Below are 23222 nucleotides of genomic sequence, written 5' to 3'. Positions count from 1 at the left end.
GTGCTCAGTCCATCACGGATCGCTCCGGACCCGCGCGGAACTCGCGGATCAGGTGCTGCACGACCTCCCGCAGGTCGCCGTCGGCGGCATCCGCAGCATCCAGCTGCCTGGCGTAGCTCGCGCCGTCCTTGGCGATCGTGAGAACGCCTTCGAGTTCGCGCACGCAGGAGAGGTCCTGTGCGATCGGGAGGAGGTCTTCCACGACCGCTGCGACGTGCTCGCGCACCGGCACCTGCGATCCGGCGGCGTCGACGATGACGCGCGCATCGAGCCCGTAGCGGGCCGTTCGCCATTTGTTCTCACGGTGGAACCAGGTCGGAAGCGTCGGCAGGGTGCGGCCCTCGTCGAGTTCGCGCGAGAAGAACTCCACCAGCGTCTGCGTCAGCGCGGCGACGGATGCCAGCTCAGTGAGGGTGGACATGCCGTCGCATGCGCGGACCTCGATGGTTCCCCAGCGCGGTGCCGGACGGATGTCCCAGCGGATCTCGGAGACATCGGCCAGCACGCCGGTGCGGGTCATGTCGTCGACGTAGCTCTCGAACTCGGGCCAGGTCTCGATCGGCCAGGGCAGGCCGGCCGTCGGCAGCTGCTGGAACACCAGGGCGCGGTTCGACGCGTAGCCGGTGCGCTCTCCGGCCCAGTAGGGGCTCGAAGCAGCGAGGGCCTGCAGATGGGGGAGGAAGGCCGAGAGCGCCCCGACGATCGGCAGCACCTTGCGGCGATCTTCCACGCCGATGTGCACGTGGATGCCCCAGATCATCATGTTGCGCCCCCACCACTGCGTGCGCTCGATCAGCTTGCGGTAGCGGTTCTTGTCGGTGACGCGCTGATTGAACCACTGCGCGAAGGGGTGACTGCCCGCCGAGAGCAGCGCGATGCCGGCGGGATCGGTCGAGCGCCGGACGGACGCGATCGCCGCGGCGATGTCATCGACGGCATCCGACACCGTCGCCCCCACCCCGCTGGTGACCTCGATGGTGTTGGTGAGCAGTTCGCCGGTGACGGTATGGCGTTCCGGTGCGCTCTGCGCCTCGAGAGCGGTGAGCAGCTCAGGTGCGCGGCCGACCAGGTCGCCGGTGGTCGGATCGGCGAGCATGACCTCCCATTCCAGCCCGATGGTGGAGCGGGCGGAGGAGGCGAATTCGATCGACACGCGCACATTCTGACATGCGCGCTCGCGACACGGCATTCATCGTGTCGCGTCGTTTCGCGGACGGCCGCCGGATCTGGCAGAATAGAGGGTCGGACGGCTGCTCGACCCTCTATCCAGCAATCGTCCCCCCTTAGAGCTTCCGCCGGGTGTGCACCCCACGCTCCAGGCGACGTTCAACTTCCTTCCACACCATTCAGGAGAATCGTGGCTGTCAAGATTCGTCTCAAGCGCTTCGGCAAGATCCGTGCGCCCTACTACCGCATCGTCGTCGCCGACTCGCGCACCAAGCGCGACGGTCGTGTGATCGAGGAGATCGGCAAGTACCACCCCACCGAGCAGCCCTCGTTCATCGAGGTCGACTCCGAGCGGGCGCAGTACTGGCTGTCCGTCGGCGCTCAGCCGACCGAGCAGGTCGCCGCTCTGCTCAAGCTCACGGGCGACTGGGGCAAGTTCAAGGGCGACAAGGACGCGAAGTCCACCGTCCAGGTCGCTGAGCCCAAGGCTCCGTTCGAGGTCGACTCGGCCAAGAAGTCCGTCGTCAAGCCCAAGGCGGAGAAGAAGGAGGCTCCTGCAGAGGAGGCTCCCGCCGCTGACGCGGAGGCCGCTGACGCTTCCGCAGCAGACGCAGAGTAATTCGCTGTGCTTGCCGCCGCGCTCGAACACGTCGTCAAGGGGATCGTCGATCACCCGGACGATGTCCGCATCACCGCATCCGCATCGCCCCGTGGCGATCTGCTCGAGGTGCACGTGCACCCGGATGACCGTGGTCGCGTGATCGGGCGCGGCGGCCGCACTGCCAAGGCGCTGCGCACGCTCATCTCCGCCCTCGCCGACGGACGTCGTGTCCGCGTCGATGTCGCGGACGACTGACGTGGCAGCAGAGAAGAACCAGCTCCGCGTCGGCCGTCTGCTCAAAGCACACGGTCTCAAGGGCGCGTTGAAGCTCGAGCTGTACACCGACGCCCCCGAGCGTCGCTTCATCCCCGGCGCAGAGTTCACTCTGCAGGTGCCAGAGGCATCCGAGTGGCACGGCAAGACCGTCACCATTCGCGAGTACCGCGTGATGAACGGTAACTCCGTCGTCTTCCTCGAGGGCGTCGACGACCGCGATGCGGCCGAGACGCTTGTGCGGGCCATCCTATGGATGGACGAGGACGATGAGGTGGAGGACGACGCCTGGTACGCGCACCAGCTGGTCGGTCTCGATGTCGTCCGAGATGACGTCGTCGTCGGCCGCGTCGCTCGTGTCGAGCACCTGCCGGCGCAGGACCTGCTGATCGTGAAGACCGACTCGGGAGACGTGATGGTCCCGTTCGTCGAGGCGATCGTGCCGACCGTCGACATCGCCGCGCGCCGTGTGGTGGTCACCCCGCCGCCCGGTCTCTTCGAAGAGCTTCCCTCCGCTGACGCGGAGTCGGATACTGGCAGCGCCGACGCGTCGGATGCCGAAGCGTCGGATGCCGGCCCCGCCGGCACCGAGTGACCTCTCGTTAGCATCGTCGTATGCGCATCGACGTCGTCTCGATCTTCCCGTCGTACTTCGACGGCCTGACGCTGTCCCTGCTGGGGAAGGCGCGCGATTCAGGCATCCTCGATCTGCACGTGCACGATCTGCGCGACTGGACCCACGACCGCCACCGGACGGTCGATGACACACCGTACGGTGGCGGCGCAGGCATGGTCATGAAGCCCGAGCCCTGGGGGCTCGCGCTCGACGAACTCGCGTCCGCCTCCGACTCGCGACCGACGATCATCTTCCCCTCGCCGGCCGGTGAGGTCTTCACACAGGCGACTGCACGCGATCTCGCGACGCGTGAGCACCTGATCTTCGGCTGCGGCCGTTACGAGGGCATCGACGAGCGGGTCTTCGAGTACGCGGCATCGCTGGGCGAAGTCCGCCTGATCAGCCTCGGCGACTACGTGCTCAACGGCGGAGAGGTCGCCGTCATGGCGATGACAGAGGCGATCGGCCGCCTCATCCCCGGCGTCGTCGGCAACCCCGAGAGCCTGGTCGAGGAATCGCATGAGGACGGGCTGCTCGAGTACCCGTCGTACACGAAGCCCTCGATCTGGCGCGACCGCGAGGTGCCGCCGATCCTGCTCAGCGGCAACCACGGTGCGATCGCGAAGTGGCGGCACGAGCAGCAGCTCGAGCGCACGCGCAGTCGCCGCCCCGACCTGCTCGCCGACTGACGCACCGTGCAACCCCCGTACGCTGGGGGCATGACTGATGCGACGCTGGCGAAGTCCTTTCTGAACGCGGGGGAGGACTACGAGCGGTTCCGTCCAGGGTTCCCCGAGGTGGCGGCGGATGCCATCGTGCCTGCACCCGTGCGCACCGCGCTCGATCTCGGTGCGGGAACGGGGAAGTTCACCGAACGGCTGGCGGATCGGGCGAACCGCGTTGTCGCGGTCGAACCCTCCGAGCAGATGCTCGCCGTGCTGCGCGAGAAGCTGCCCGATGTCGAGGCGCACATCGGGACCGCCGAGAACATCCCGGTCGAAGACCACTCGATCGACGTCGTCACCGTCGCGCAGGCGTTCCACTGGTTCGACCGGGATCCCGCGTGCGCCGAGATCCGACGCGTACTGGTACCAGGGGGCACCCTCGGGCTGCTGTGGAACCACTCCGACGCGACCTGCGCGTGGGATCGCGCATGCACGCGGGTCGCGCACCCCGCGCTCGATGAGGGGCTCACGGCCGCACCCGACACCACCGAACAGCTGCCGGGGTTCGAGGCGCCGACGTTCCTGCAGGTGCCATGGCAGGAGCGGATCACGCGGGCTGACTACATCGCGCGCTGGCTCACGGTGAGCAGCTTCATGGCAGCCTCCGATGATGAGCGGGCGCGCATGGTCGCCGAGCTCGAGCGCATTCTGGACACCGACCCCGGAACCGCCGGGAGCGACGAGTACGACCTGCCTCAGATCACCGACGTCTACATCTATCGCGCGGCCTGAGCCCCCGGCGTTCAGTCGACGCCGAGGAAGCTCCGGTCGGTCAGCACGATCGGGCCATCCTTCGTGACGGCGACGGTGTGCTCGGAATGCGAGCCGCGCGAGCCGTCAGCGCTGCGCAGCGTCCAGCCATCGGCGTCGGTGATGAGTTCATCGGTCGTGGCGAGCAGCCACGGCTCCAGAGCGAACACCAGGCCCTCGCGCAGCGGGAAGCCGCGCCCGGCGCGGCCGTCGTTGGGGATGTGCGGGTCGCCGTGCATGATCCGGCCGACGCCGTGCCCACCGAAGTCGGTGTTGATCGCGTAGCCCTGGCCGTGCGAGACCGTGGCGATGGATGCTGAGATGTCGCCGATCCTGTTGCCGATGACGGCTGCCGCGATGGCCGCGTCCAGTGCCCGTTCGGTGGTGTCGATGAGGCGGAGGTCTTCGTCGCGCGCTGTGCCGACAACGAACGACACGGCCGAGTCGGCCACCCATCCGTCCACAGACACGGCGAAGTCGAGCGAGACGAGGTCACCATCCCGCAGGACGTAGTCGTGGGGGAGACCATGCAGCACGGCGTCGTTGACCGAGGTGCAGATGACCTTGCCGAACGGGCCGTTGCCGAACGATGGGGCGTAGTCGATGTAGCACGACTCGGCGCCGGCCTTGCGGATCAGATCATGCGCGCGCGCATCGATCGAGAGCAAGTTCGTGCCCACCTTCGTCTCGTCACGCAGCGTCGCCAGGGTCTCGGCGACGAAGCGGCCGGCGGCGCGCATCTCGTCGATCTCGGCCGGAGTGCGCAGTTCGATCATGGGGGTGTTCCTCTCGTCAGCATCCATTCTCCCCGATTCGAACTGTCTGGATGCCCACAGCGAACTCGCGCCATGCACCGTCCCCGCCGTCGTAACATCGAAGCATGTTCTTGCGACGGGGCTTCTTCCGCTGGCTGCTGCCGGCAGCATTCGTGCTGCCCCTGTGGATGATCGTCGGCTGGGCGATCTTCGGGCAGAGCGGATGGGGGCTGCTGTGGGTGCTGCTGATGGCGGTGCCCTCGGTCTTCGTCGGACAGCTCGTGCTGACGCTGCTGACCCGTTCTCGCCCCTCTGTTCGCGCTGAACGAGCGGTCTCCTGGTGGGACGTCCTGGGGTTCACCGTCTGGCACGGGCTCACCATCGCCGTCGCCTGCTTCATCGACGGCGCCTTCCCCTGGCTGCTCACCGGCGCGATCGTGGCAGCGCTCGCGCTGTTCTGGCTGCAGCTGTGGCAGCTGTGGAACGAGGCGCGCGGGTCCGGCGCGCGCCTGCGAGAGACGATCACCTGGTCGAGCATGTCCAGCTCAGATCGCTCGTCACCGTCGCAGTCCGCTGCCGACGTCATCATCATCGAGGAGCACCGCACTCTCGACTGATCCTCGCGGTCGTGCGTTTGGCGACAGCGTCCGCTTCATGGCAGAATAGATTCTTGTGCCGCCAACCGGCTCTGCCTCAGGGGAGCCCGCGAACGCTTCGCGCGCCGCTCGGCACACACCCGTTCTTATTCCTTAATTCATGCATCCGACCTGTGGCGAGTGCAGAGAGAGACGATCATGCAGATCCTGGACGCCGTTGACGCGGCTTCGCTCCGTTCCGACATTCCTGTCTTCCACCCCGGTGACACCGTCAAGGTGCACGTCAACATCACCGAGGGTTCGCGCTCGCGTATCCAGGTCTTCCAGGGCGTCGTCCTTGGTCGCCAGGGCGATGGCGTGCGCGAGACCTTCACGGTCCGCAAGATCAGCTTCCAGGTCGGCGTCGAGCGCACCTTCCCGGTGCACTCGCCGGTGATCGACCACATCGAGGTCGTCACCCGCGGTGACGTTCGTCGCGCGAAGCTGTACTACCTGCGCAACCTGCGTGGCAAGAAGGCCAAGATCAAGGAGAAGCGCTTCAACTGACGCGCCATACCTTTCACAGAACCCCTGGACACGCATGTCCCGGGGTTCTGTCGTTACCCCTCCGATGTGCGAACCTGGTATCTGCCGTGTTCGCGCGGCGTGCCTGATGAAGAAGGAAGCACATGACAGACGCCGCTGAGGCAGCACCACGTCAGCCGCGACGCAGGGGAGTGCTCATCTTCCTCCGCGATGTCGTCGTCATCATCGTCATCGCGGCCCTGGTCTCGTTCGTAGTCAAGACCTTCGTCGTGCGCTCGTTCTACATCCCGTCCGGGTCGATGGAGCGCACGCTGCTGATCGACGACCGCATTCTCGTCGACGAGCTCACTCCGCGCTTCGCCGGCTACGACCACGGCGATGTCGTCGTCTTCCAGGACCCGGGCGGCTGGCTGCCGCCGGCGCCTCAGCGCCCTGCTCGCCCCGCGCTGATCGAAGCCGTCGACTGGGCCCTCACCTTCGTGGGGATCTCGACCTCTGACGCGCAGGATCACCTCGTCAAGCGGATCATCGGCATGCCAGGTGACCACGTGGTGTGCTGCAATGCGCTCGGTCAGATCACCATCAACGGCTCGCCGATCGACGAGCTGTCGTACCTCAATCTCCCCGAGGGCGACACGGCGGCATCCAACACCGATTTCGACGTCACGGTCCCAGAGGGAACCATCTGGGTGATGGGCGACAACCGCGACCGCTCACAGGACTCGCGCGCACATCAGGAACTGCCAGGAGGGGGCTTCGTCCCGCTGGAGAACGTCGTGGGGCGCGCCTTCCTGACGACCTGGCCGTTCGACCGGTTCGGGCTGATCGACACCCACGACGAAGTGTTCCAATCGGTGCCGGAGACGGAGCCGAAGTGACCGTCGTCGTGCCCACCCTCTCGCTCGAGAGGCGGCTGCTCAAGGAGTTCGATCTGATCATCGCGCTCGACGAGGTCGGACGAGGCGCGCTGGCAGGGCCGGTGGCGGTCGGCGCGGCGGTGATGGATGCCACGGGCTCGCGCAGACGGGTGCCTGACGGGCTGCGTGACTCGAAGCTCATCACCGAGCGACGCAGGCCAGAGATGGCGGAGCGGGCGCGGCAGTGGGTTCCGACCTCGGCTGTCGGCTGGGCGACCGCCGCGGAGGTGGACGAGCGCGGCATCATGTGGGCACTCGGAATGGCGGCCTCCCGGGCCGTGCAGTCCGTCGTCGACCAGGGCGTCTCCCTGGATCGCACACTCGTGATCCTGGACGGCAATCACGACTACGTCTCCAAGGTGCACTCCGCCCCACTGACCGTGCGGACCGTGATCAAGGGCGACCGCGACTGCGCCTCGGTGTCGGCAGCATCGGTGATCGCGAAGGTCGACAGGGACACGCTGATGGCATCGCTGCACTCAGAGCATCCGGCTTATCAGTGGGATCGAAACAAGGGCTACGCGAGCCTCGAGCACCGGCAGGCGATCCGCGAACTCGGGCTGTCGCCGTGGCATCGGGCATCCTGGGCGATCGCCGACGCCCCGACACTGTTCTGACGCGCCTCTCGCCTAGGATGGAAGCATCATGGATGAGGATGCTTTCGACGACTACGACCGCGAGCTCGAACTCGCGCTGTTCCGCGAGTACCGCGACGTCGTCACGCAGTTCCAGTACGTCGTCGAGACCGAGCGGCGGTTCTACCTCGCCAACGAGGTGAACGTCGTGCGCCGTGACACCGAGCACGACTTCTACTTCGAGATCTCGATGTCTGATGTCTGGGTCTGGGACATCTACCGTGCCGACCGCTTCGTGAAGGCCGTGCGCGTGTTGACCTTCAAGGACGTCAACGTCGAAGAGCTGCAGCGGCGCGAGTTCGAGATTCCCGAGGATCTCTCGCTCGACGGCCAGTGACCGCGACGTTATCCCCAGTCCGCGACCTGCGGTGAGCTTTCCACACGCACTGGGATAGCGGCGTCTTACCGTCTGCGCCGGCAGCCAGGCTGTCGGCATGGCAGCGAAAGACGACTTCGGACGCGCGGGCGAGGAACGAGCCGCGGCATATCTGAGATCACGCGGGTACGCGATCCTCGATCGCAACTGGCGGTGCGCGCAGGGCGAGATCGACATCGTCGCCCTCACCGAAGACATGCTCTGCATCGTCGAGGTCAAGACCCGACGCAGCGAGGCCTTCGGGCACCCGTTCGAGGCGATCGATGAGCGCAAGCGGCGCAGGCTGTGGCATCTCGCCTTCGCGTGGGCGACGGAGCATCCTGAGGCGGCACGGCGACGCACCATCCGCCTCGAGGCGATCGGCCTGATCGGCGCGGAGGCCGGCACCGCGCACCTCGAGCATCTGGTAGACCTGCTGTGAGCACGGCGCGCACCTGGGCGGTTGCGCTCACCGGCGTCGATGGTCATCTGGTCGAGGTCGAGGCCGATCTCAGCAACCAGACTCCGGGCTTCCAGATCATCGGTCTGCCGGACAAGGCGCTGGGTGAGGCGGCGCAGCGCGTGCGCAACGCCTGTGTCAACGCCGGCCTGGAGTTCCCTCGGCGTCGGGTCACCGTCAACCTGTCCCCGGCGAACCTGCCCAAACACGGCTCCGGATTCGATCTGAGCATCGCTGTAGCCACGCTCGCCACCGAGGGCGCAGTGCGATCGGATGCCATCCGCAAGACCGTCCACATCGGCGAGCTCGGACTCGACGGGCGTCTGCGCCCCGTGCCCGGAGTGCTGCCCTCGGTGTTCGCGGCTGCGCGCGCTGGATTCGAACGTGTGATCGTGCCGCATGCGAACGTCGACGAGGCGCGACTCGTGCCCGGGATGGACGTGCGGGCGGCGGTGTCTCTCGCCGAGGTCGCCGCGCTGCACGGGGCAGAGGTGGAGGTCGCCGACGTGGAGCCGGTCTCGGCGCCGCTCGATGACGCTTCCGCGGTCGAGCCACTGGACCTCGCCGACGTCGTCGGTCAGGACGAGGCCGTCGACGCGCTGATCACTGCCGCAGCGGGAGGCCACCACATGATGCTCAGCGGCCCGCCGGGTGCAGGCAAGACGATGCTCGCCCGGCGGCTGCCAGGCATCCTGCCGCTGCTGGACGAGCACGAGGCACTCGAGGTCGCGGCGATCAGGTCGCTCGCCGGGCGCACCGTCAGCCGGCTGGACACGGTCGCGCCGTTCGAGGCACCACACCACAGCGCCTCGGCCGCCGCCCTCGTCGGCGGCGGATCGCGCGTGGCCAGGCCAGGAGCGATCGTTCGTGCGCACCGCGGCGTACTCTTTCTCGACGAGACACCCGAATTTCAGCGGGTGGCGCTGGACTCGCTGCGCCAGCCTCTGGAATCCGGGCGCATCGAAGTGAGCAGATCGGGTTTCACGGCCAGCTTCCCCGCGAGGTTCCAGCTGATTCTCGCGATGAATCCGTGTCCCTGCGGCAACTACGGCGTGCGAGGCGCTGAGTGCGCCTGCCCTCCGATCGCCATCCGCCGCTATGCCGGCCGCCTCTCCGGTCCGCTGCGTGACCGCATCGACATCGATCTGCAGGTCGCCAGGGTGGCGGCGTCGCGTGCGACGTCAGGCGAGCGATCCACACGCACCTCGGATGCCGCCAGGCAGATCGTGCTCGCAGCGCGGGGCATGGCACGCGAACGCTGGCGCGGCACACCGTGGCGCGTCAACGGCGAGATCCCGGGGGAGCAGCTGCGCCAGGGCCGCCTGCGCCTGCCTGCCCAGGTGCGCGCGCCGCTCGACCGCGCGCTGGAGCGTGGCACCGTGACGCTGCGGGCGTACGACCGCGTGCTCCGCATCGCCTGGACGCTGAGCGATATCGCCGGACTCGGGACGCCCGGTGTCGATGAGCTCGGTCGCGCCCTCTTCCTCAAGAAAGGACTGCTCGCATGAAGACCACCACCAGCACCCAGAACGAACTGCTCGCCGACCACGAGGTGCTCCGCGCGGCCGAGCGACTGCGTCCGCATGCTGACGTCACCGAGACCGCTGCACGGACCGCGTGGTCGGTGCTCGTCGAACCAGGAGACGGCATCGCGGGTGCGCTCATCGCCGCTCTCGGGCCAGCGGAGGCGCTGAGCGTCGCGCTGGGGGAGACGGGGCTCCTGCCACCGGGGGCCGTTCCTCCCCGTGAGTTCGCAGAAGCCCAGGCACGGTGGCGACCCAGGGCCGACGTCCGGGCTCTGCGGGAGGCGCTGCACTCCTGCCAGGACGTCGGCGGGCACCTGCTGCTGCCGGCGGATGAATACTGGCCGCACGGCCTCGATGACCTCGGCGTGCACGCGCCGGTGGCGCTGTGGGCGCGCGGTGACGCCGCCGTGCTGCGGGAGCGCACGACGGTGTCGATCGTCGGCGCGCGGGCCGCGACCTCATACGGCGAGTCGATCGCCGGCGAGATCGCCGGCGATCTCGCCGCGGGTGGCACGACCGTCATCTCGGGCGGCGCCTACGGCATCGACGGAGCCGCTCATCGCGCGGCGCTGGGTGTCGGTGGCACGACCGTGGCATTTCTCGCCGGCGGTGTCGATCGCGCCTACCCGATCGGTCATCAGCAGCTGTTCGACCGGATCCGCACCAGGGGGCTGGTGCTCAGCGAAGTGCCGTGCGGGGCAGCGCCGACAAAGTGGAGGTTCTTGGCCAGAAACAGGATGATCGCCGCTGCTGGCATGGCGACCGTCGTCGTCGAGGCGGGGTGGCGCAGCGGTTCGCTGAACACCGCAGGTCACGCGGCGAACCTCGGGCGGCCGCTTGGTGCCGTGCCGGGCCCGGTCACGAGCGCGGCGTCAGCGGGCTGTCATCGGCTGTTGCGCGAGTATGACGCGGTGTGTGTGACGAACGCCGCCGAAGTACGTGAGCTCTGGGGCGAAGCGGCGATCGCCCCGGTGCCCACGACGACGGAGCACCCGGATCGGGTGCGGCTGAGAGACGCTCTCAGTGCGCGGGTTCCTCGCGAGTCCCTTGATATCGCCCGCCGCAGCGGGCTCTCAGTCGAGCGCGTGCGCAGCCTGCTCGGACTGCTGGCTCTGGAGGGCGAGGTGACGCAGCGCGAAGGCGGCTGGCTCCGCGCCGGCTGAGACCCCGGTGTCGGCGCGGCAGCCGCCGGTTCGGCCGCTCGGGGGCATGCTGGAACCGTGCAGTATTCGGCAGCGGTCACGGAGTTCACGACGCACCTCGAGCAGGTGCGCCGACTCTCGCCAGCGACCGTTCGCGCCTATCGCTCGGACCTCACCGACCTCGGCAGAGCGCTCTCCGCGCAGCGAGCGAGCGCTGATGAGCAGGCCGGCACTGACAGCGCCCGCGCCGCGAGCGCCATCGAGCTGTCCACGGTCGACCTGGAGGCCCTTCGCGACTGGCTGTGGCAGGCCACCCAGCGCGGTGACGCCCGGTCCACAATGGCCCGCCGCGCCGCCGCGGTGCGCTCGTTCTTCGGATGGGCGCATGAGAACGGCCTCATCGAGACCGACCCGAGTCTGCGGCTGATCACGCCGAAGCGGTCCAAGACGCTCCCCGTGGTCGCCTCGCAGGACGGCATCCGAGATCTGCTCGACGCGCAGCGCGCCGCAGCCGCGGACGGAGACGCGATCGCGCTTCGCGATCACGCGATGCTCGAGATGCTCTACGGCTCGGGTATGCGGGTCTCCGAGCTGTGCGGCATCGACGTCGACGACCTCGATCTGCAGCGTCGCACGGTGCGAGTACTCGGAAAAGGCTCGAAGGAGCGGGTCGTGCCGTTCGGAGGACCCGCGTCGGATGCTGTCGGCGCGTACCTGACCAGAGCACGCCCCGCGCTGCTCACCAGAGCCCCGGTGCCTGGCGCCGCCGTATTCCTGGGTGCACGTGGCGCACGGATCGGCCCTCGCACGGTGTACGCGCTCGTGACCCGCGTGCTGGGACCGATTGTGGGCGCCGAGCATGTCGGTCCGCACGCTCTACGGCACTCCGCCGCCACGCACTTGCTCGATGGGGGTGCCGACCTGCGCGCCGTGCAGGAGATCCTCGGGCACGCCAGCCTCGGCACCACCCAGATCTATACGCATGTCTCCGCTGAACGGCTCACGGCGAGCTACAAGCTGGCGCATCCGCGCGCGTGAGGTCGACTCGGGTTTCTGCTCACTCGCAGCAGGGCAGCAGCACGGCCCGCGGCACATCACCGAACAGCGGACGCGGGTTCACATACACGTCATCCACCCGCACGCCCACATGCAGTGTCCCGCGCACGGCGTGGCCGCCGCTAGCGACGATGCCGATCATGTCGCCCGCAGCGATCACATCTCCCGGGGTCAGGGTCGAATCCAGTGGTTCCCACGTGCTGACGTACCCGTGCCCGTGGTCGATCGTCAGCAGCGGCCGGTCGACCACCGTGCTGCGGAACGCGACGACGCCGTCGGCGGGCGCGCTCACCGCTGTTCCTGGGCCGGCAGCGACGTCCATGCCGCGATGCCCGGGACCGTACTCGTGAGCGGGGGCACGGAACGGGGCGGTCACGGTGCGGGGGCCTGGCACGGGCCAGAGCCAGTCAGCGCCGGGGGCGTCCGCGACGGCGGTCGGTGCTGATCCTCGGCCCGGCGCGGGCGATGCCGCCGCGGGCAGGGCGCCGAGCAGCACGCCGGTGAGCACGCCGATGAGCACGGATCGCGACGCCGCTGATATCCGCCTGCGGGCCAGGTGAACAGCATCAGGCATCCGAGCGCTTCGTGACAGCATCCGACCAGCCTTACTTCTGCGACGGCAACGCGCGGAGCGCATCCCGCGAACGGGGGAGAACCCGGCAGAAACCCGCCCCTGTGGACAGGTGTCGCCGCAGTCGTGCGCGACGGCGGCCGGCATGCTGATCCTGTACACTGGGAGAGCACCTCGATCTCGGGGTGACTACGCGTGCCCACAGCGACCGACGTCTTTCGAAGACAGAGGTCGTGGCAGCAACATCCACAGGTCCTCCTCATCAGGGGGCGGGTGTGCGCCGGGCACCAGGATCCTCGGCCACCAGGCCGAAGAACACAACCTCAACGGCGCTATCGCGCCAGAACCAGGAGACGACCATGGCTGTGGTCACCATCCGCCAGCTGCTCGACAGCGGCGTGCACTTCGGACACCAGACCCGTCGGTGGAACCCGAAGGTCAAGCGCTTCATCCTCACCGAGCGCAGTGGCATCCACATCATCGACCTGCAGCAGTCGCTGGCGTACATCGACAACGCCTACGACTTCGTCAAGGAGACCGTTGCCCGTGGTGGCACGATCCTCTTCGTCGGCACCAAGAAGCAGGCACAGGAGATCCTCGCCGAGCAGGCCGACCGCGTCGGCCAGCCGTACGTCAACCAGCGCTGGCTCGGTGGACTCCTCACGAACTTCCAGACGATCGCTAAGCGTCTGGCTCGCATGAAGGAGCTCGAGGAGCTCGACTACGAGAACCCGTCCGCTTCGGGCTTCACCAAGAAGGAGCTGCTGCTCAAGAAGCGCGAGCTCGACAAGCTGCACAAGTCGCTCGGCGGCATCCGCAACCTGTCGAAGACGCCGTCGGCCCTGTGGGTCGTCGACGCCAAGCGCGAGCACCTCGCGATCGACGAGGCCAAGAAGCTGGGCATCCCGGTGATCGGCATCCTCGACACCAACGCCGACCCGGACGACTTCCAGTACCCGATCCCCGGCAACGACGACGCGATCCGCTCGGTCTCGCTGCTGACGCGCATCATCGCCGACGCCGCGGCCGAGGGCCTGCAGCAGAAGCACAATCCCGAGGCCGGCGGCGCTGAGCCCCTCGCCGAGTGGGAGCAGGAGCTGCTCGAGGGTGGCGCCGCTGAGGCAGCCGTCGAGGCTGAGGTCGCCGTCGAGGTGGCTGTCGAAGCCGCCGTCGAGGCCGAGGTCGCCGTCGAGGTGGCTGCTGAAGCCGCCGTCGAGGCCGAGGTGGCCGTCGAGGTGGCTGCTGAAGCCGCCGTCGAGGCCGAGGTGGCTGCTGAAGCCGCCGTCGAGGCCGAGGTGGCCGCTGAGGCCGCTGACGAGGCCGCTGAGTCGAAGTAACTTCCGAGAACACCCACTTACGAAGCAAGGAGCCACCACACATGGCCAACTTCACCATTGCTGACATCAAGGCGCTGCGCGAGCAGCTCGGCACCGGAATGGTCGACACCAAGAAGGCGCTCGAAGAGGCTGACGGAGACGTCGAGAAGGCCGTCGAGATCCTGCGCCTCAAGGGCGCCAAGGGCAACGCGAAGCGTGCCGACCGCTCGACGAGCGAGGGCCTGATCGTCGCTCGCGAGACCGACGGCGGCGTGACGCTGATCGAGCTCGCCTGCGAGACCGACTTCGTCGCGAAGAACGAGCGCTTCATGGCGCTGGCCGACAAGGTCGTCGACGCGGTTGCCGCGTCGGGTGCCGACTCGCTCGAGGCTGCACTCGCAGCCCCCGCGGGCGACCAGACCGTCGAGCAGCTGATCTCGGACGAGGCAGCGATCATCGGCGAGAAGGTCGAACTGCGTCGCGTCCGCACGCTCAAGGGCGATGCGTTCTCGGTGTACCTGCACCGCACCAGCAAGGACCTGCCGCCGCAGATCGGCGTCGTCGTCGCCTACACGGGTGACGACGCCGAGACCGCTCGCAGCATCGCGCAGCACATCTCGTTCGCGAACCCGTCGTACCTCACCCGTGAGGACGTGCCGGCCGCCGACGTCGAGAAGGAGCGCGAGATCGTCACGGAGATCTCCCGCAACGAGGGCAAGCCCGAGGCTGCCCTTCCGAAGATCGTCGAGGGTCGCGTGACCGCCTTCTTCAAGCAGGTCGCACTGCTCGAGCAGGATTACGCGAAGGACAACAAGCAGTCCGTGGCGCAGGTCGCCAAGGACGCTGGTATCACCGTCACCGACTTCGCCCGGTTCAAGGTCGGCGCGTAGTTTTCGCAGAAGGGGTTCGGATCCACATGATCCGAACCCCTTCTTCATGCCCATGAGGCACTATCTTGAAACGGGACGAGAGGACACACACCCCCATGACCGAACGCACCGGACGCCGTCGCGTCCTCCTCAAGCTCTCCGGAGAGGCATTCGGCGGAGGCCAGCTCGGCGTCAATCCTGATGTCGTCGGCCAGATCGCGCGGGACATCGCCGCCGCAGTGGATCGCGTCGAGATCGCCATCGTCGTCGGCGGTGGAAACTTCTTCCGTGGAGCCGAGCTCAGCCAGCGCGGCATGGACCGCGGTCGTGCCGACTACATGGGAATGCTGGGCACCGTCATGAACGCACTGGCGCTGCAGGACTTCCTGGAGCAGGCCGGCGCCGCCACTCGCGTGCAGTCCGCCATCTCGATGACTCAGGTCGCCGAGCCCTACATCCCGCTGCGCGCCGAGCGCCACATGGAAAAGGGACGCGTTGTGATCTTCGGCGCAGGCGCAGGCCTGCCGTACTTCTCGACCGACACGGTCGCCGCGCAGCGCGCGCTGGAGATCCGCGCAGACGAGGTGCTGGTGGCCAAGAACGGTGTGGACGCGATCTACACCGCGGACCCGCACAAGGACGCCAGCGCGGAGCGCATCGAGCGCGTCACCTACCGCGATGCCCTGCAGCGTGGACTCAAGGTCGTGGATTCCACGGCGTTCAGCCTGTGCATGGACAACAACATGGACATGCGGGTGTTCGGCATGGAGCCGGCCGGCAACGTCACGCGCGCCCTGCTCGGCGAGCAGATCGGCACGCTCGTCACCTCCTGACCCCTGTCGCTCAGGTGTCGATGGATCGACGCCCGATAGAATTGCTGAAACCCACGACGTAAGGAGACCCCCGTGATCGCGGATGTCCTCGCTGATACCACCTCCCGAATGACGCGTGCGGTCGATGCCGCCAAGGAGGACTTCGCCACGGTCCGCACCGGACGCGCCAACCCGCAGATGTTCCAGAAGCTGCAGGTGGACTACTACGGCTCGCCCACGCCGATCGCGCAGCTCGCGTCGATGGCCAACCCCGAAGCGCGCACGCTGATCGTCACGCCCTACGACAAGAGCGCTCTCAAGGCGATCGAGCAGGCGATCCGCGACATGCCGAACCTCGGCGCGAACCCGACCAACGACGGCAACATCGTGCGGGTGACCATGCCAGAGCTGACTGAAGAGCGTCGCAAGGAGTACGTCAAGCTCGTGCGCTCCAAGGGCGAGGATGCCAAGGTGCAGCTGCGTGGTATCCGACGCAAGGCGAAGGACCAGCTCGACGCTCTCAAGGCCGACATCGGTGAGGACGAGATCGCTCGCGGCGAGAAGGAGCTCGACGTTCTCACGCGTCAGCACGTCGAGGCCATCGACGATGCGCTCAAGCGCAAAGAGGCCGAGCTTCTCGAGGTCTGATCCACATGTCTGACGACAGCGACTCCGAGGAACGCCCGCTCACGCGGCGTGAAGCCCGCTTGGGCGGGCAGCCGAGGCGGGTGGATCCCGACTCCGGCGAGAACGTGTCGGATGCCGACGACGTTGCCTCCGCAGAGAGCGGGGCTCCGTCGGAGCCGCTGCCGACGATTGCTTCCGAGCCATCGACGCCAGTCGCCGGCACTCCGCTCACGGATGCCGCGTTCCCGGCTTTCGACGCGACGAGCGTCCCGCCGCGCCCGCCCATGCCGGCACCGGACACTCCCGAATCCCATCGGGCGAAGTTCGAGACCGGCGACCACAACGTGATCCGCGACCAGTTGCGGGCCGCGCGGGGCGAGCTCGAGTCGCATGTGTCGCAGGCCCGTGAGCAGTTCGACCAGGCGAACGAGCGCATCAAGCAGCGCACAGGGCGCGACCTGATCGTCGCGATCGTCATCGGCGTCGCCATCGGCGCAGTGCTGCTGGCCTCACTGCTGTTCGTGAAGGCGCTGTTCATCCCCTTCGCGGTCGCCGCCGGCCTTCTCGGCACCTACGAGCTCTCCCGCGCCCTGCGTGCCGGTGGGCGCCGGATCGACATCGTCCCGCAGCTTGTCGGCGGTCTCGCCATACTGCTGGTCGGCTACTTCTCGGCGCTCTGGCTCAGCTGGGTCGTGCTCTTCGCCGCAGTCGCCTTCGTGATGGTGTGGCGCATGGTCGCGCAGATGATCGCGCAGGACGGTCGCACGTACGGAGACGTGCTCCAGGACGTGCTCGTCGGAGCCTTCGTGCAGGTGTACGTGCCGTTCCTGACTTCGGTGGCGCTGATGCTGCTCAGCCGCGACAACGGCGAGTGGTGGGTGCTGTCGTTCGTGGCGATCGCGGTGTCGGCCGACACCTGCGCCTATGCGTCCGGCTTGGCCTTCGGTAAGCACCCGATGGCACCGCGCATCAGCCCGAAGAAGACCTGGGAAGGCTTCGCCGGTGCGTTCGTCGGCGCTCTGGTGGTCGGCGTCCTCATGTCGGTGTTCGCGCTCCACCTGCCGTGGTGGGGCGGTCTGATCTTCGGTGCTGCGATCCTGCTCTCCGCCACCCTCGGCGATCTTGGCGAGTCCATGCTCAAGCGCGATCTCGGCATCAAGGACATGAGTTCCTGGCTGCCGGGGCACGGCGGGCTGCTCGACCGGCTCGACAGCATCCTGCCGTCGACGGTCCCCGCTCTCGCCCTCTCCTTCCTGCTCGCCCCATGGATCGGATCGTGATGATGGAAACCGACCTCGATGCACTCACCGTCGACGACGAGACACCGCCCGCGTTCGCATTGACCACGGGGCGTCAGCGCGGCTATCACCGGGCAGCGGTCGACCACTTCCTCGAGTCGGCGCGCGCTGCTTTCGAAGACGACCGCGACGGCTTCGGTGCCGAAGATGTGCGCTCTGCGTCGTTCCCTCTGGTCAAGCACGGGTACGTCATCTCCGACGTCGATGCGGCACTCGCCCGCGTCGAAGACGCGTTCGCGTCCCGCGCAAGGGAGCGATCGGTGCGGGAGATGGGCGTCGACGCCTGGGTCGCCGGCGCCAGGGAAGAGGCTCAGCGGGTGCTCGATCACCTCAGCCGGCCCCACAAGCACCGCTTCGCGCGCACGGGAGTCCTGACCTTCGGCTATCGGATCGATGAAGTCGACCACGTCACGGATCGCATCTCGGCGTTCCTCCGCGAGGGCGATGCCCTCACGGTCGAGCAGGTGCGCGGGGCGGCGTTCCGCATGCAGCGGGGCGGGTACCGGGAGGAGCAGGTCGATGCTCTGCTGGATGCCACCGTTGAGGTGATGCTCGCTGTTCGCTGAGATTCTCATGGATGTCTCAGGGAGCTGTGCATAGACTGATGGCCATCGTGACTCCCGATAACGAATTGATCTCGACCTCAGCGCGCCCTCAGGCGCCCAGGTCCGTGAAGAAGCCCCCGGCACGCCGACGTGCCAGCGCTCTGCTGGCCGGACTCGCCGTCGTCGGGTTCTCTGCTGCGATGATCGCGCCGACCGGCATGGCTGTCGCCGATCCCACCGCGAAGGATGCCACTCAGACGGCGTTCTCGCTGGCGGCCGACGACACGCAGAGCATCACTGTCAGCGTCGAAGGCGCGCAGATCGAGCCGGTCGTGCGCAGCGGCTTCGAGGTCTATGTGAAGCCCAAGCCGAAGCCCAAGCCGAAGCCAGCAGTGGCTTCCTCGGATTCCGGCGGCAGCGGCGGCGGCAGTGTCGCCCCTCCTCGCTACTCCGGTGGCGGGTCGAAGGAAGAATGGATGGCGGGAGCCGGGATCGCCGCGAGCGACTACGGCTACGTCGACTACATCGTCTCCCGCGAGAGCGGCTGGAACCCGAACGCGACCAACAGCTCGTCTGGTGCGTGCGGACTCGTGCAGGCGTTGCCATGCAGCAAGGTGCCCGGCAACGGATACAACCCGGTCGACAACCTGCGCTGGGGCAACGGCTACGCCGTGGGTCGCTACGGCAGCTGGGCGAACGCGTACAACTTCTGGACCCGCAACCACTGGTGGTAAGCCACCGGCATGGCACGATCACGCAGACGACGCCCTGAGCGCCCTGACTCGGAGGACTCCTTCGAGCGCCTTCTGGCGGGGTGGAAGCGCACCGAGACCCGCGGCGGCCGCGAGTGGACAGTGCAGCCGGTCTCAGCCGCGCAGGCGGTGAAGCCGTACACCTGCCCCGGATGCCACGGCACGATCGCCCCGCAGACCGCCCACGTCGTTGTGTGGCGCGCCGACGGAGTGATGGGGGAGTCGGCCGATCTGGCCGCCCGCCGACACTGGCACCTGCACTGCTGGCGGATCGGCTGACTAGCGTTTCTCCATGCGCGGGATCGCGACCTGGCGGTAGATGATCAGGATGCTCGCAGCCACCGGGATCGCGATGAGCGCACCGAGCAGCCCGAGCAGCGCGCCGCCAGAGAGCGCAGCGATCACGACGACGGCCCCGGGAACGGCGACCGCGCGGCTCATGATGCGGGGCGCGATGAAGTACGCCTCCACCTGCATGTAGATCAGGTAGTAGATCGCCGCTGCGAGTGCGGTCGCGGGGGAGCCGAGGCCGGGCAGCAGACAGGCCAGCACGATGATCGTCGATCCGGTCAGGGTTCCCACCAGCGGGATGAGCGAGAAGAAGAACGCGATCACGGCGAGCACGGCGGTGAATGGCGCATTGATGATAGAGAGGTAGATCGCGCTGAGGATGCCATTGATGACACCAAGCGAGACCTGCCCCATCACGTAGTGGCCGACCGAGTCGGTGATCTGGTCGGCGATCTCGATGAAGCGCTCGCGCTTCGAAGCCGGCACCAGCTGATACACCGATCGCTTCAGGGACGGCGTGGAGGCGGTCAGGTAGATGGTGAGCACCAGCACGATGAACGCACCGAACAGCCCCGCCAGCACCGCCCCGCCGAGGACGAGCACGCCCTGGCCGATCGACTCCGTCCAACTGGCGACGGTTCGCTGCCAGTCCTCCTGCTCCAACCAGTCCTTGATGTAGGCGAAGACGTCATCGACGGCGAGGTTCGGGAAGGTCTCGGTCAGCCACAGCTTGAACGCGTCGGTCGTCTCCTCGCCGTTCTGCACGAGCGGGGTGACCTGCTCGACGAGTTCGGAGATCTGCTGGATCAATACCGGGAGCACGATCAGCACCACGGCGGCGAAGACGCTCAGCACGGCCAGGATCGTCAGCAGCACTGCCAGCCAGCGGGGCAGCCCGCGGCGCTCCAGCCACGTCACCAGCGGATCAAGGCCGAGGCTGAGGAACAGTGCTGTGCCGATGTAGAGGATGATCGTGGAAAGCGTCTGGATGCTCGTGAGCATCAGAATGCCCAGGCCGACGCCCAGCGTCGCCACCAGCGCGGTGCGGAACGGATTGTGGATCTTCATTGCTCTCCTGATCGCCCTGCGGAAAGCATAATGGCTCACGTTCCCAGGGTTACGCGACCTGCCGCATAGGCCGTGTGCACGTCGCTCGTGGGCAACGCACAGGTGATTTCGCTAGTCTCGAATGTCGAACGGAGACCATCGGCGAATGCCCGGGGTCACGTAAGGAGCTGATTCGTGCGTTTCGTATGGGCCGTCGTGGCCTTCGTGCTGGCCACGGTTCTCATCGGAGCCGGGATCGCCCAGCGCACCATCTTCATGGGCCCATCTGAGCAGCGGATGGAGCTGAGCGTCGACGACCCCGCGCCGTTCGTGCTCGTCGACGCCGCAGTGCTCGACGCACACGACGGGCTGCAGACGCTGCTCGTGCGAGGCAGCGGCGACATCTTCGTCGCGTACGGTCGCACCTCCGACATGGAATCGTGGCTCTCCGACGCCGCCTACACCCATGTCACGCTCACCAAGGCCGGCGACCCGAAGTCCACTCCGGTCGCTGCCGAGCAGGAACCTGCTGACGGCGGCGAGACCGCTGGGCGCAACCCCGCCGGATCCGACCTGTGGCTGGACTCGTTCAGCGACAAGGACTCGCTCGTCGCCGAGATGCAGCTCACCGAGGGACACAGTGTGCTCATCGCGCGCGACGGCGTCGAGCCGGCGCCTGACGACATCCTGCTCACCTGGCCGCTCGACACCCGCACGCCCCTGGCCGGCCCCCTGATGGCGGCAGGTGCCCTGCTGCTGCTCGTCGGCCTCGTGCTGTACTTCTTGGCGATCCGCCACCAGAGACGCGGTCGTGGGCCGCTGCGCAAGGGCGCAGGCCCGCTGCCGGAGACCCAGCCGATCAGCCTTCCTGAAGCGGAGGCGCTCGCAGACGGCGTCAGTGCCGGCGAGCGTCCAGCCGGAGGCACGGGCTCCAGCTCCGGCGACGACAAAGCACCAGGGCGCGCACAGCGCCGCGCCGGAACCGGTCGCCGCCTGGCGATCGGGCTGCCTGCCCTTGCGCTGACGGCTGTGCTCGCCACCGGATGCTCTGCCGAGTCCTGGCCGCAGTTCGACGCTGCAACGCCCACGCCGACCCCCACTCCGACGGTGGTCACGCCCGAGGATCAGAAGCCGCCGGTGGTGAGCGAGAAGCAGGGACAGCGCATCGTCTCCGAGATCGCCGAGACGGTCGCACAGGCCGACACCGACCTCGACATCGACCTTGCCGCGACGCGCCTGACCGGTGCAGCCCTTGCCGGCAGGACCACCGAGTACACGCTGCGCAGCAAGATCGCCGAGCGCGAGGGCGCGCTGACCGCCCCCCGCGACAAGGTGAAGATCCTGCTGCCGGAGGCGACGGACAGCTGGCCGCGCACCGTGCTGGTCCTCACCGTGTCTGAGAAGGACGACACCGTCCCTCCCGTGCTGCTGACGATGACGCAGGCCGACCCGTGGGCGGACTACAAGATCGCTGAGATGGCGGATATGCCGGCATCCTCGGAGTTCCCTGATGTGGCCCCGGCCTGGCTCGGCACCACTCGAGTGCCTGCCGACTCGCCGTTCCTTTCGCTGCCGCCTGCCGAGCTTGCCGCGGCGTTCGCCGACTACGTCGACGCCGGCGACAAGAGCGAGTACGCCGGCCGTTTCGACGACATGGCGCAGAAGCTGGCCGAGACCGTGCGAGAGAGCCGTGCTGCCGTCACCAAGGGGCTTGCCGACAAGGGGGCTGCGAAGACCTCGAAGACGGCGTTCGACATGGTCGCCTCCGCAGATGACCCACTGTCGATGGCGACGCTCGACAGCGGTGCCGTGGTGGCCGTCAGCGTGCTGGACACCGAGACGGTGACTCCGACCAGTGGCGATGCGATGATCCGCCTCGGCGACAATCAAGAGGCACAGGCGCTCACCGGTGTGAAGGAGTCCGCCAAGGGCTTCCAGACGACATACTCGATTCAGCTGTTCTTCGCCGTGCCGGCGCAGGGCTCGAATGAGCAGATCCGTCTGCTCGCCTATGACCAGGACCTCCTCAGCGTGAAGGTGATCAAGTGACCGAGATCTCTGCCGCGGCGCTTCGCGGTGCCGTCGACCTCTCCTCTCTGCGCGGGCGGGCCCAGGCGCCGGCATCCGACCCTGCCGCGGCAGTGACCGCTTCGGCGAATGGCGGCGTCGTCGTCGACGTGACCGACGCCTCGTTCGGCGAGATCCTCGAACTGTCCCGCAGTGTGCCGGTGGTCGTCGATCTGTGGGCCGAATGGTGCGGCCCGTGCAAGCAGCTGAGCCCGATCATCGAGAAGGTGACGCGGGAGCAGAACGGTCGCGTCGTCCTCGCGAAGGTCGATGTGGACGCCAATCCGCAGATCGCCCAGGCATTCCGCGCCCAGTCGATTCCGATGGTCGTCGCGCTCATCGGCGGCCAGCCGGTGCCGATGTTCACCGGAGCCGTGCCCGAAGAGCAGGTCCGCGAGGTCTTCGCGAAGCTGCTCGAGGTGGCCGCGCAGAACGGCGTCACCGGCAGCGTGCCGACAGGCGACGCGTCGGATGCTGCTGACGCGGCTGAAGAGCCGCAGGAGCCACCGCTGCCGCCGCTGCACGCGGAGGCTTTCGACGCCATCGAGGCCGGCGACTACGCACGCGCGGTCGTCGCCTACGAGAAGGCGCTGGCGGAGAACCCCCGCGATGAGGATGCCAAGGCCGGGCTCGGTCAGGTGCGACTGCTCGACCGCGTGCAGGGCCTTGATCTGCAGCAGGTGCGTGCCGCGGCAGCAGCTGCCCCGCAGGACGTCGACGTGCAGTTCCAGGTCGCCGACCTCGACGTCGCCGGTGGTCACATCGATGACGCGTTCGGGCGCCTGCTCGATCTGTTCGCAGCATCCGACGACGACCAGCGTGCGCGCGTGCGCGAGCGTCTGGTGGAGCTGTTCGACCTCGTCGGGTCAGCGGACCCGCGCGTGGCATCCGCGCGGACCCGCCTGGCCTCGCTGCTGTTCTAGACGCC

28 protein-coding genes are annotated in these 23222 nt (G+C 67.7%); 24 read left to right on the top strand and 4 right to left on the bottom strand.

What is annotated here, in order from left to right:
• Nucleotides 1-4: 4 nt before the first annotated feature.
• The gene (locus MNR00_RS09285) at nucleotides 5-1153 is read right to left on the bottom strand and encodes a glutamate--cysteine ligase (protein ID WP_241925652.1); all 1149 of its coding nucleotides are present in this window, start codon (nucleotides 1151-1153) and stop codon (nucleotides 5-7) included.
• A gap of 204 nt (nucleotides 1154-1357) precedes the next feature.
• Between MNR00_RS09285 and rpsP the strand changes: the two genes are divergently transcribed.
• The 5 genes from rpsP to MNR00_RS09260 are packed head-to-tail and all read left to right on the top strand — an operon-like array spanning nucleotide 1358 to nucleotide 4114.
• Nucleotides 1358-1786: a 30S ribosomal protein S16 gene (gene rpsP, locus MNR00_RS09280; protein ID WP_241925651.1), complete on the top strand. Its 429-nt coding sequence runs from the start codon at nucleotides 1358-1360 to the stop codon at nucleotides 1784-1786.
• Between the two features lie 6 nt (nucleotides 1787-1792).
• Entirely contained in the window at nucleotides 1793-2023 is a 231-nt protein-coding gene (locus MNR00_RS09275) for an RNA-binding protein (protein ID WP_071644715.1), read from the top strand.
• On the top strand, nucleotides 2007-2636 hold the full coding sequence (gene rimM / locus MNR00_RS09270; RefSeq protein WP_241925650.1) for a ribosome maturation factor RimM: 630 nt from the start codon (nucleotides 2007-2009) through the stop codon (nucleotides 2634-2636). Before MNR00_RS09275 ends, rimM begins: the two co-directional genes overlap by 17 nt.
• A gap of 20 nt (nucleotides 2637-2656) precedes the next feature.
• Nucleotides 2657-3346 carry a tRNA (guanosine(37)-N1)-methyltransferase TrmD gene (trmD, locus tag MNR00_RS09265; protein ID WP_241925649.1) on the top strand — a complete coding sequence of 230 codons (690 nt, stop codon included), beginning with the start codon at nucleotides 2657-2659 and terminating at the stop codon, nucleotides 3344-3346.
• Nucleotides 3347-3376: 30 nt separating this feature from the next.
• Entirely contained in the window at nucleotides 3377-4114 is a 738-nt protein-coding gene (locus MNR00_RS09260) for a class I SAM-dependent methyltransferase (RefSeq protein WP_241925648.1), read from the top strand.
• An 11-nt stretch (nucleotides 4115-4125) separates the two neighbouring features.
• On the opposite strand, the gene map is transcribed toward MNR00_RS09260, so the two are convergent.
• The gene (gene map / locus MNR00_RS09255; protein WP_241925647.1) at nucleotides 4126-4908 is read right to left on the bottom strand and encodes a type I methionyl aminopeptidase; all 783 of its coding nucleotides are present in this window, start codon (nucleotides 4906-4908) and stop codon (nucleotides 4126-4128) included.
• 104 nt (nucleotides 4909-5012) lie between these two features.
• Between map and MNR00_RS09250 the strand changes: the two genes are divergently transcribed.
• The 9 genes from MNR00_RS09250 (at nucleotide 5013) to MNR00_RS09210 (ending at nucleotide 12081) form a co-directional block, all read left to right on the top strand.
• Nucleotides 5013-5504, top strand: a complete 492-nt coding sequence (locus MNR00_RS09250; protein ID WP_241925646.1) for an MFS transporter permease — start codon at nucleotides 5013-5015, stop codon at nucleotides 5502-5504.
• 177 nt (nucleotides 5505-5681) lie between these two features.
• On the top strand, nucleotides 5682-6029 hold the full coding sequence (gene rplS, locus MNR00_RS09245; RefSeq protein ID WP_241925645.1) for a 50S ribosomal protein L19: 348 nt from the start codon (nucleotides 5682-5684) through the stop codon (nucleotides 6027-6029).
• Between the two features lie 122 nt (nucleotides 6030-6151).
• Nucleotides 6152-6886 (top strand): signal peptidase I, encoded by a 735-nt coding sequence (lepB, locus tag MNR00_RS09240; protein WP_241925644.1) that lies wholly within the window; start codon nucleotides 6152-6154, stop codon nucleotides 6884-6886.
• Entirely contained in the window at nucleotides 6883-7542 is a 660-nt protein-coding gene (locus tag MNR00_RS09235) for a ribonuclease HII (protein ID WP_241925643.1), read from the top strand. Before lepB ends, MNR00_RS09235 begins: the two co-directional genes overlap by 4 nt.
• A 28-nt stretch (nucleotides 7543-7570) precedes the next feature.
• Nucleotides 7571-7897 carry a DUF2469 family protein gene (locus tag MNR00_RS09230; RefSeq protein WP_241925642.1) on the top strand — a complete coding sequence of 109 codons (327 nt, stop codon included), beginning with the start codon at nucleotides 7571-7573 and terminating at the stop codon, nucleotides 7895-7897.
• A gap of 97 nt (nucleotides 7898-7994) precedes the next feature.
• A complete protein-coding gene (locus MNR00_RS09225; protein ID WP_241925641.1) occupies nucleotides 7995-8357 on the top strand; it encodes a YraN family protein in 363 nt (120 codons plus the stop codon).
• A complete protein-coding gene (locus tag MNR00_RS09220) occupies nucleotides 8354-9883 on the top strand; it encodes a YifB family Mg chelatase-like AAA ATPase (RefSeq protein ID WP_241925640.1) in 1530 nt (509 codons plus the stop codon). The genes MNR00_RS09225 and MNR00_RS09220 overlap by 4 nt, the downstream gene beginning before the upstream one ends.
• Nucleotides 9880-11064, top strand: a complete 1185-nt coding sequence (gene dprA / locus MNR00_RS09215) for a DNA-processing protein DprA (RefSeq protein ID WP_241925639.1) — start codon at nucleotides 9880-9882, stop codon at nucleotides 11062-11064. Before MNR00_RS09220 ends, dprA begins: the two co-directional genes overlap by 4 nt.
• Nucleotides 11065-11121: 57 nt before the next feature.
• Nucleotides 11122-12081: a tyrosine recombinase XerC gene (locus MNR00_RS09210; RefSeq protein ID WP_241925638.1), complete on the top strand. Its 960-nt coding sequence runs from the start codon at nucleotides 11122-11124 to the stop codon at nucleotides 12079-12081.
• A 19-nt stretch (nucleotides 12082-12100) separates the two neighbouring features.
• Here the strand turns inward: MNR00_RS09210 and MNR00_RS09205 are convergent, their stop codons facing one another.
• Nucleotides 12101-12694 (bottom strand): M23 family metallopeptidase, encoded by a 594-nt coding sequence (locus MNR00_RS09205; RefSeq protein ID WP_241925637.1) that lies wholly within the window; start codon nucleotides 12692-12694, stop codon nucleotides 12101-12103.
• 335 nt (nucleotides 12695-13029) lie between these two features.
• On the opposite strand from MNR00_RS09205, the gene rpsB reads away from it, so the two are divergent.
• The 8 genes from rpsB to MNR00_RS09165 all read left to right on the top strand — a co-directional run bounded on the left by rpsB (nucleotide 13030) and on the right by MNR00_RS09165 (nucleotide 19168).
• On the top strand, nucleotides 13030-14007 hold the full coding sequence (gene rpsB, locus MNR00_RS09200; RefSeq protein ID WP_241925636.1) for a 30S ribosomal protein S2: 978 nt from the start codon (nucleotides 13030-13032) through the stop codon (nucleotides 14005-14007).
• 41 nt (nucleotides 14008-14048) lie between these two features.
• Entirely contained in the window at nucleotides 14049-14876 is an 828-nt protein-coding gene (gene tsf, locus MNR00_RS09195) for a translation elongation factor Ts (protein ID WP_241925635.1), read from the top strand.
• A gap of 95 nt (nucleotides 14877-14971) precedes the next feature.
• Nucleotides 14972-15688 carry a UMP kinase gene (pyrH, locus tag MNR00_RS09190; protein WP_241925634.1) on the top strand — a complete coding sequence of 239 codons (717 nt, stop codon included), beginning with the start codon at nucleotides 14972-14974 and terminating at the stop codon, nucleotides 15686-15688.
• 72 nt (nucleotides 15689-15760) lie between these two features.
• Nucleotides 15761-16315 (top strand): ribosome recycling factor, encoded by a 555-nt coding sequence (frr, locus tag MNR00_RS09185; protein ID WP_241925633.1) that lies wholly within the window; start codon nucleotides 15761-15763, stop codon nucleotides 16313-16315.
• A 5-nt stretch (nucleotides 16316-16320) separates the two neighbouring features.
• Nucleotides 16321-17574: a phosphatidate cytidylyltransferase gene (locus tag MNR00_RS09180; protein ID WP_241925632.1), complete on the top strand. Its 1254-nt coding sequence runs from the start codon at nucleotides 16321-16323 to the stop codon at nucleotides 17572-17574.
• The gene (locus tag MNR00_RS09175) at nucleotides 17574-18158 is read left to right on the top strand and encodes a DivIVA domain-containing protein (protein WP_241928810.1); all 585 of its coding nucleotides are present in this window, start codon (nucleotides 17574-17576) and stop codon (nucleotides 18156-18158) included. The genes MNR00_RS09180 and MNR00_RS09175 overlap by 1 nt, the downstream gene beginning before the upstream one ends.
• Nucleotides 18159-18262: 104 nt before the next feature.
• Nucleotides 18263-18871: a transglycosylase SLT domain-containing protein gene (locus MNR00_RS09170; RefSeq protein ID WP_241925631.1), complete on the top strand. Its 609-nt coding sequence runs from the start codon at nucleotides 18263-18265 to the stop codon at nucleotides 18869-18871.
• Between the two features lie 9 nt (nucleotides 18872-18880).
• Nucleotides 18881-19168 (top strand): hypothetical protein, encoded by a 288-nt coding sequence (locus tag MNR00_RS09165; RefSeq protein ID WP_241925630.1) that lies wholly within the window; start codon nucleotides 18881-18883, stop codon nucleotides 19166-19168.
• Here the strand turns inward: MNR00_RS09165 and MNR00_RS09160 are convergent, their stop codons facing one another.
• Nucleotides 19169-20248 (bottom strand): AI-2E family transporter, encoded by a 1080-nt coding sequence (locus MNR00_RS09160; RefSeq protein WP_241925629.1) that lies wholly within the window; start codon nucleotides 20246-20248, stop codon nucleotides 19169-19171. It lies immediately after the preceding gene.
• Nucleotides 20249-20422: 174 nt separating this feature from the next.
• Between MNR00_RS09160 and MNR00_RS09155 the strand changes: the two genes are divergently transcribed.
• Nucleotides 20423-22276, top strand: a complete 1854-nt coding sequence (locus MNR00_RS09155) for a glycosyl transferase (protein WP_241925628.1) — start codon at nucleotides 20423-20425, stop codon at nucleotides 22274-22276.
• Complete coding sequence (locus MNR00_RS09150; protein WP_241925627.1) at nucleotides 22273-23217, top strand: tetratricopeptide repeat protein; 945 nt, start codon at nucleotides 22273-22275, stop codon at nucleotides 23215-23217. The genes MNR00_RS09155 and MNR00_RS09150 overlap by 4 nt, the downstream gene beginning before the upstream one ends.
• Nucleotides 23218-23222: the final 5 nt, after the last annotated feature.

It is taken from the genome of Microbacterium sp. H1-D42, assembly GCF_022637555.1.
Lineage (GTDB): Bacteria > Actinomycetota > Actinomycetes > Actinomycetales > Microbacteriaceae > Microbacterium.
This window is presented reverse-complemented; position numbering and strand designations above follow the sequence as displayed.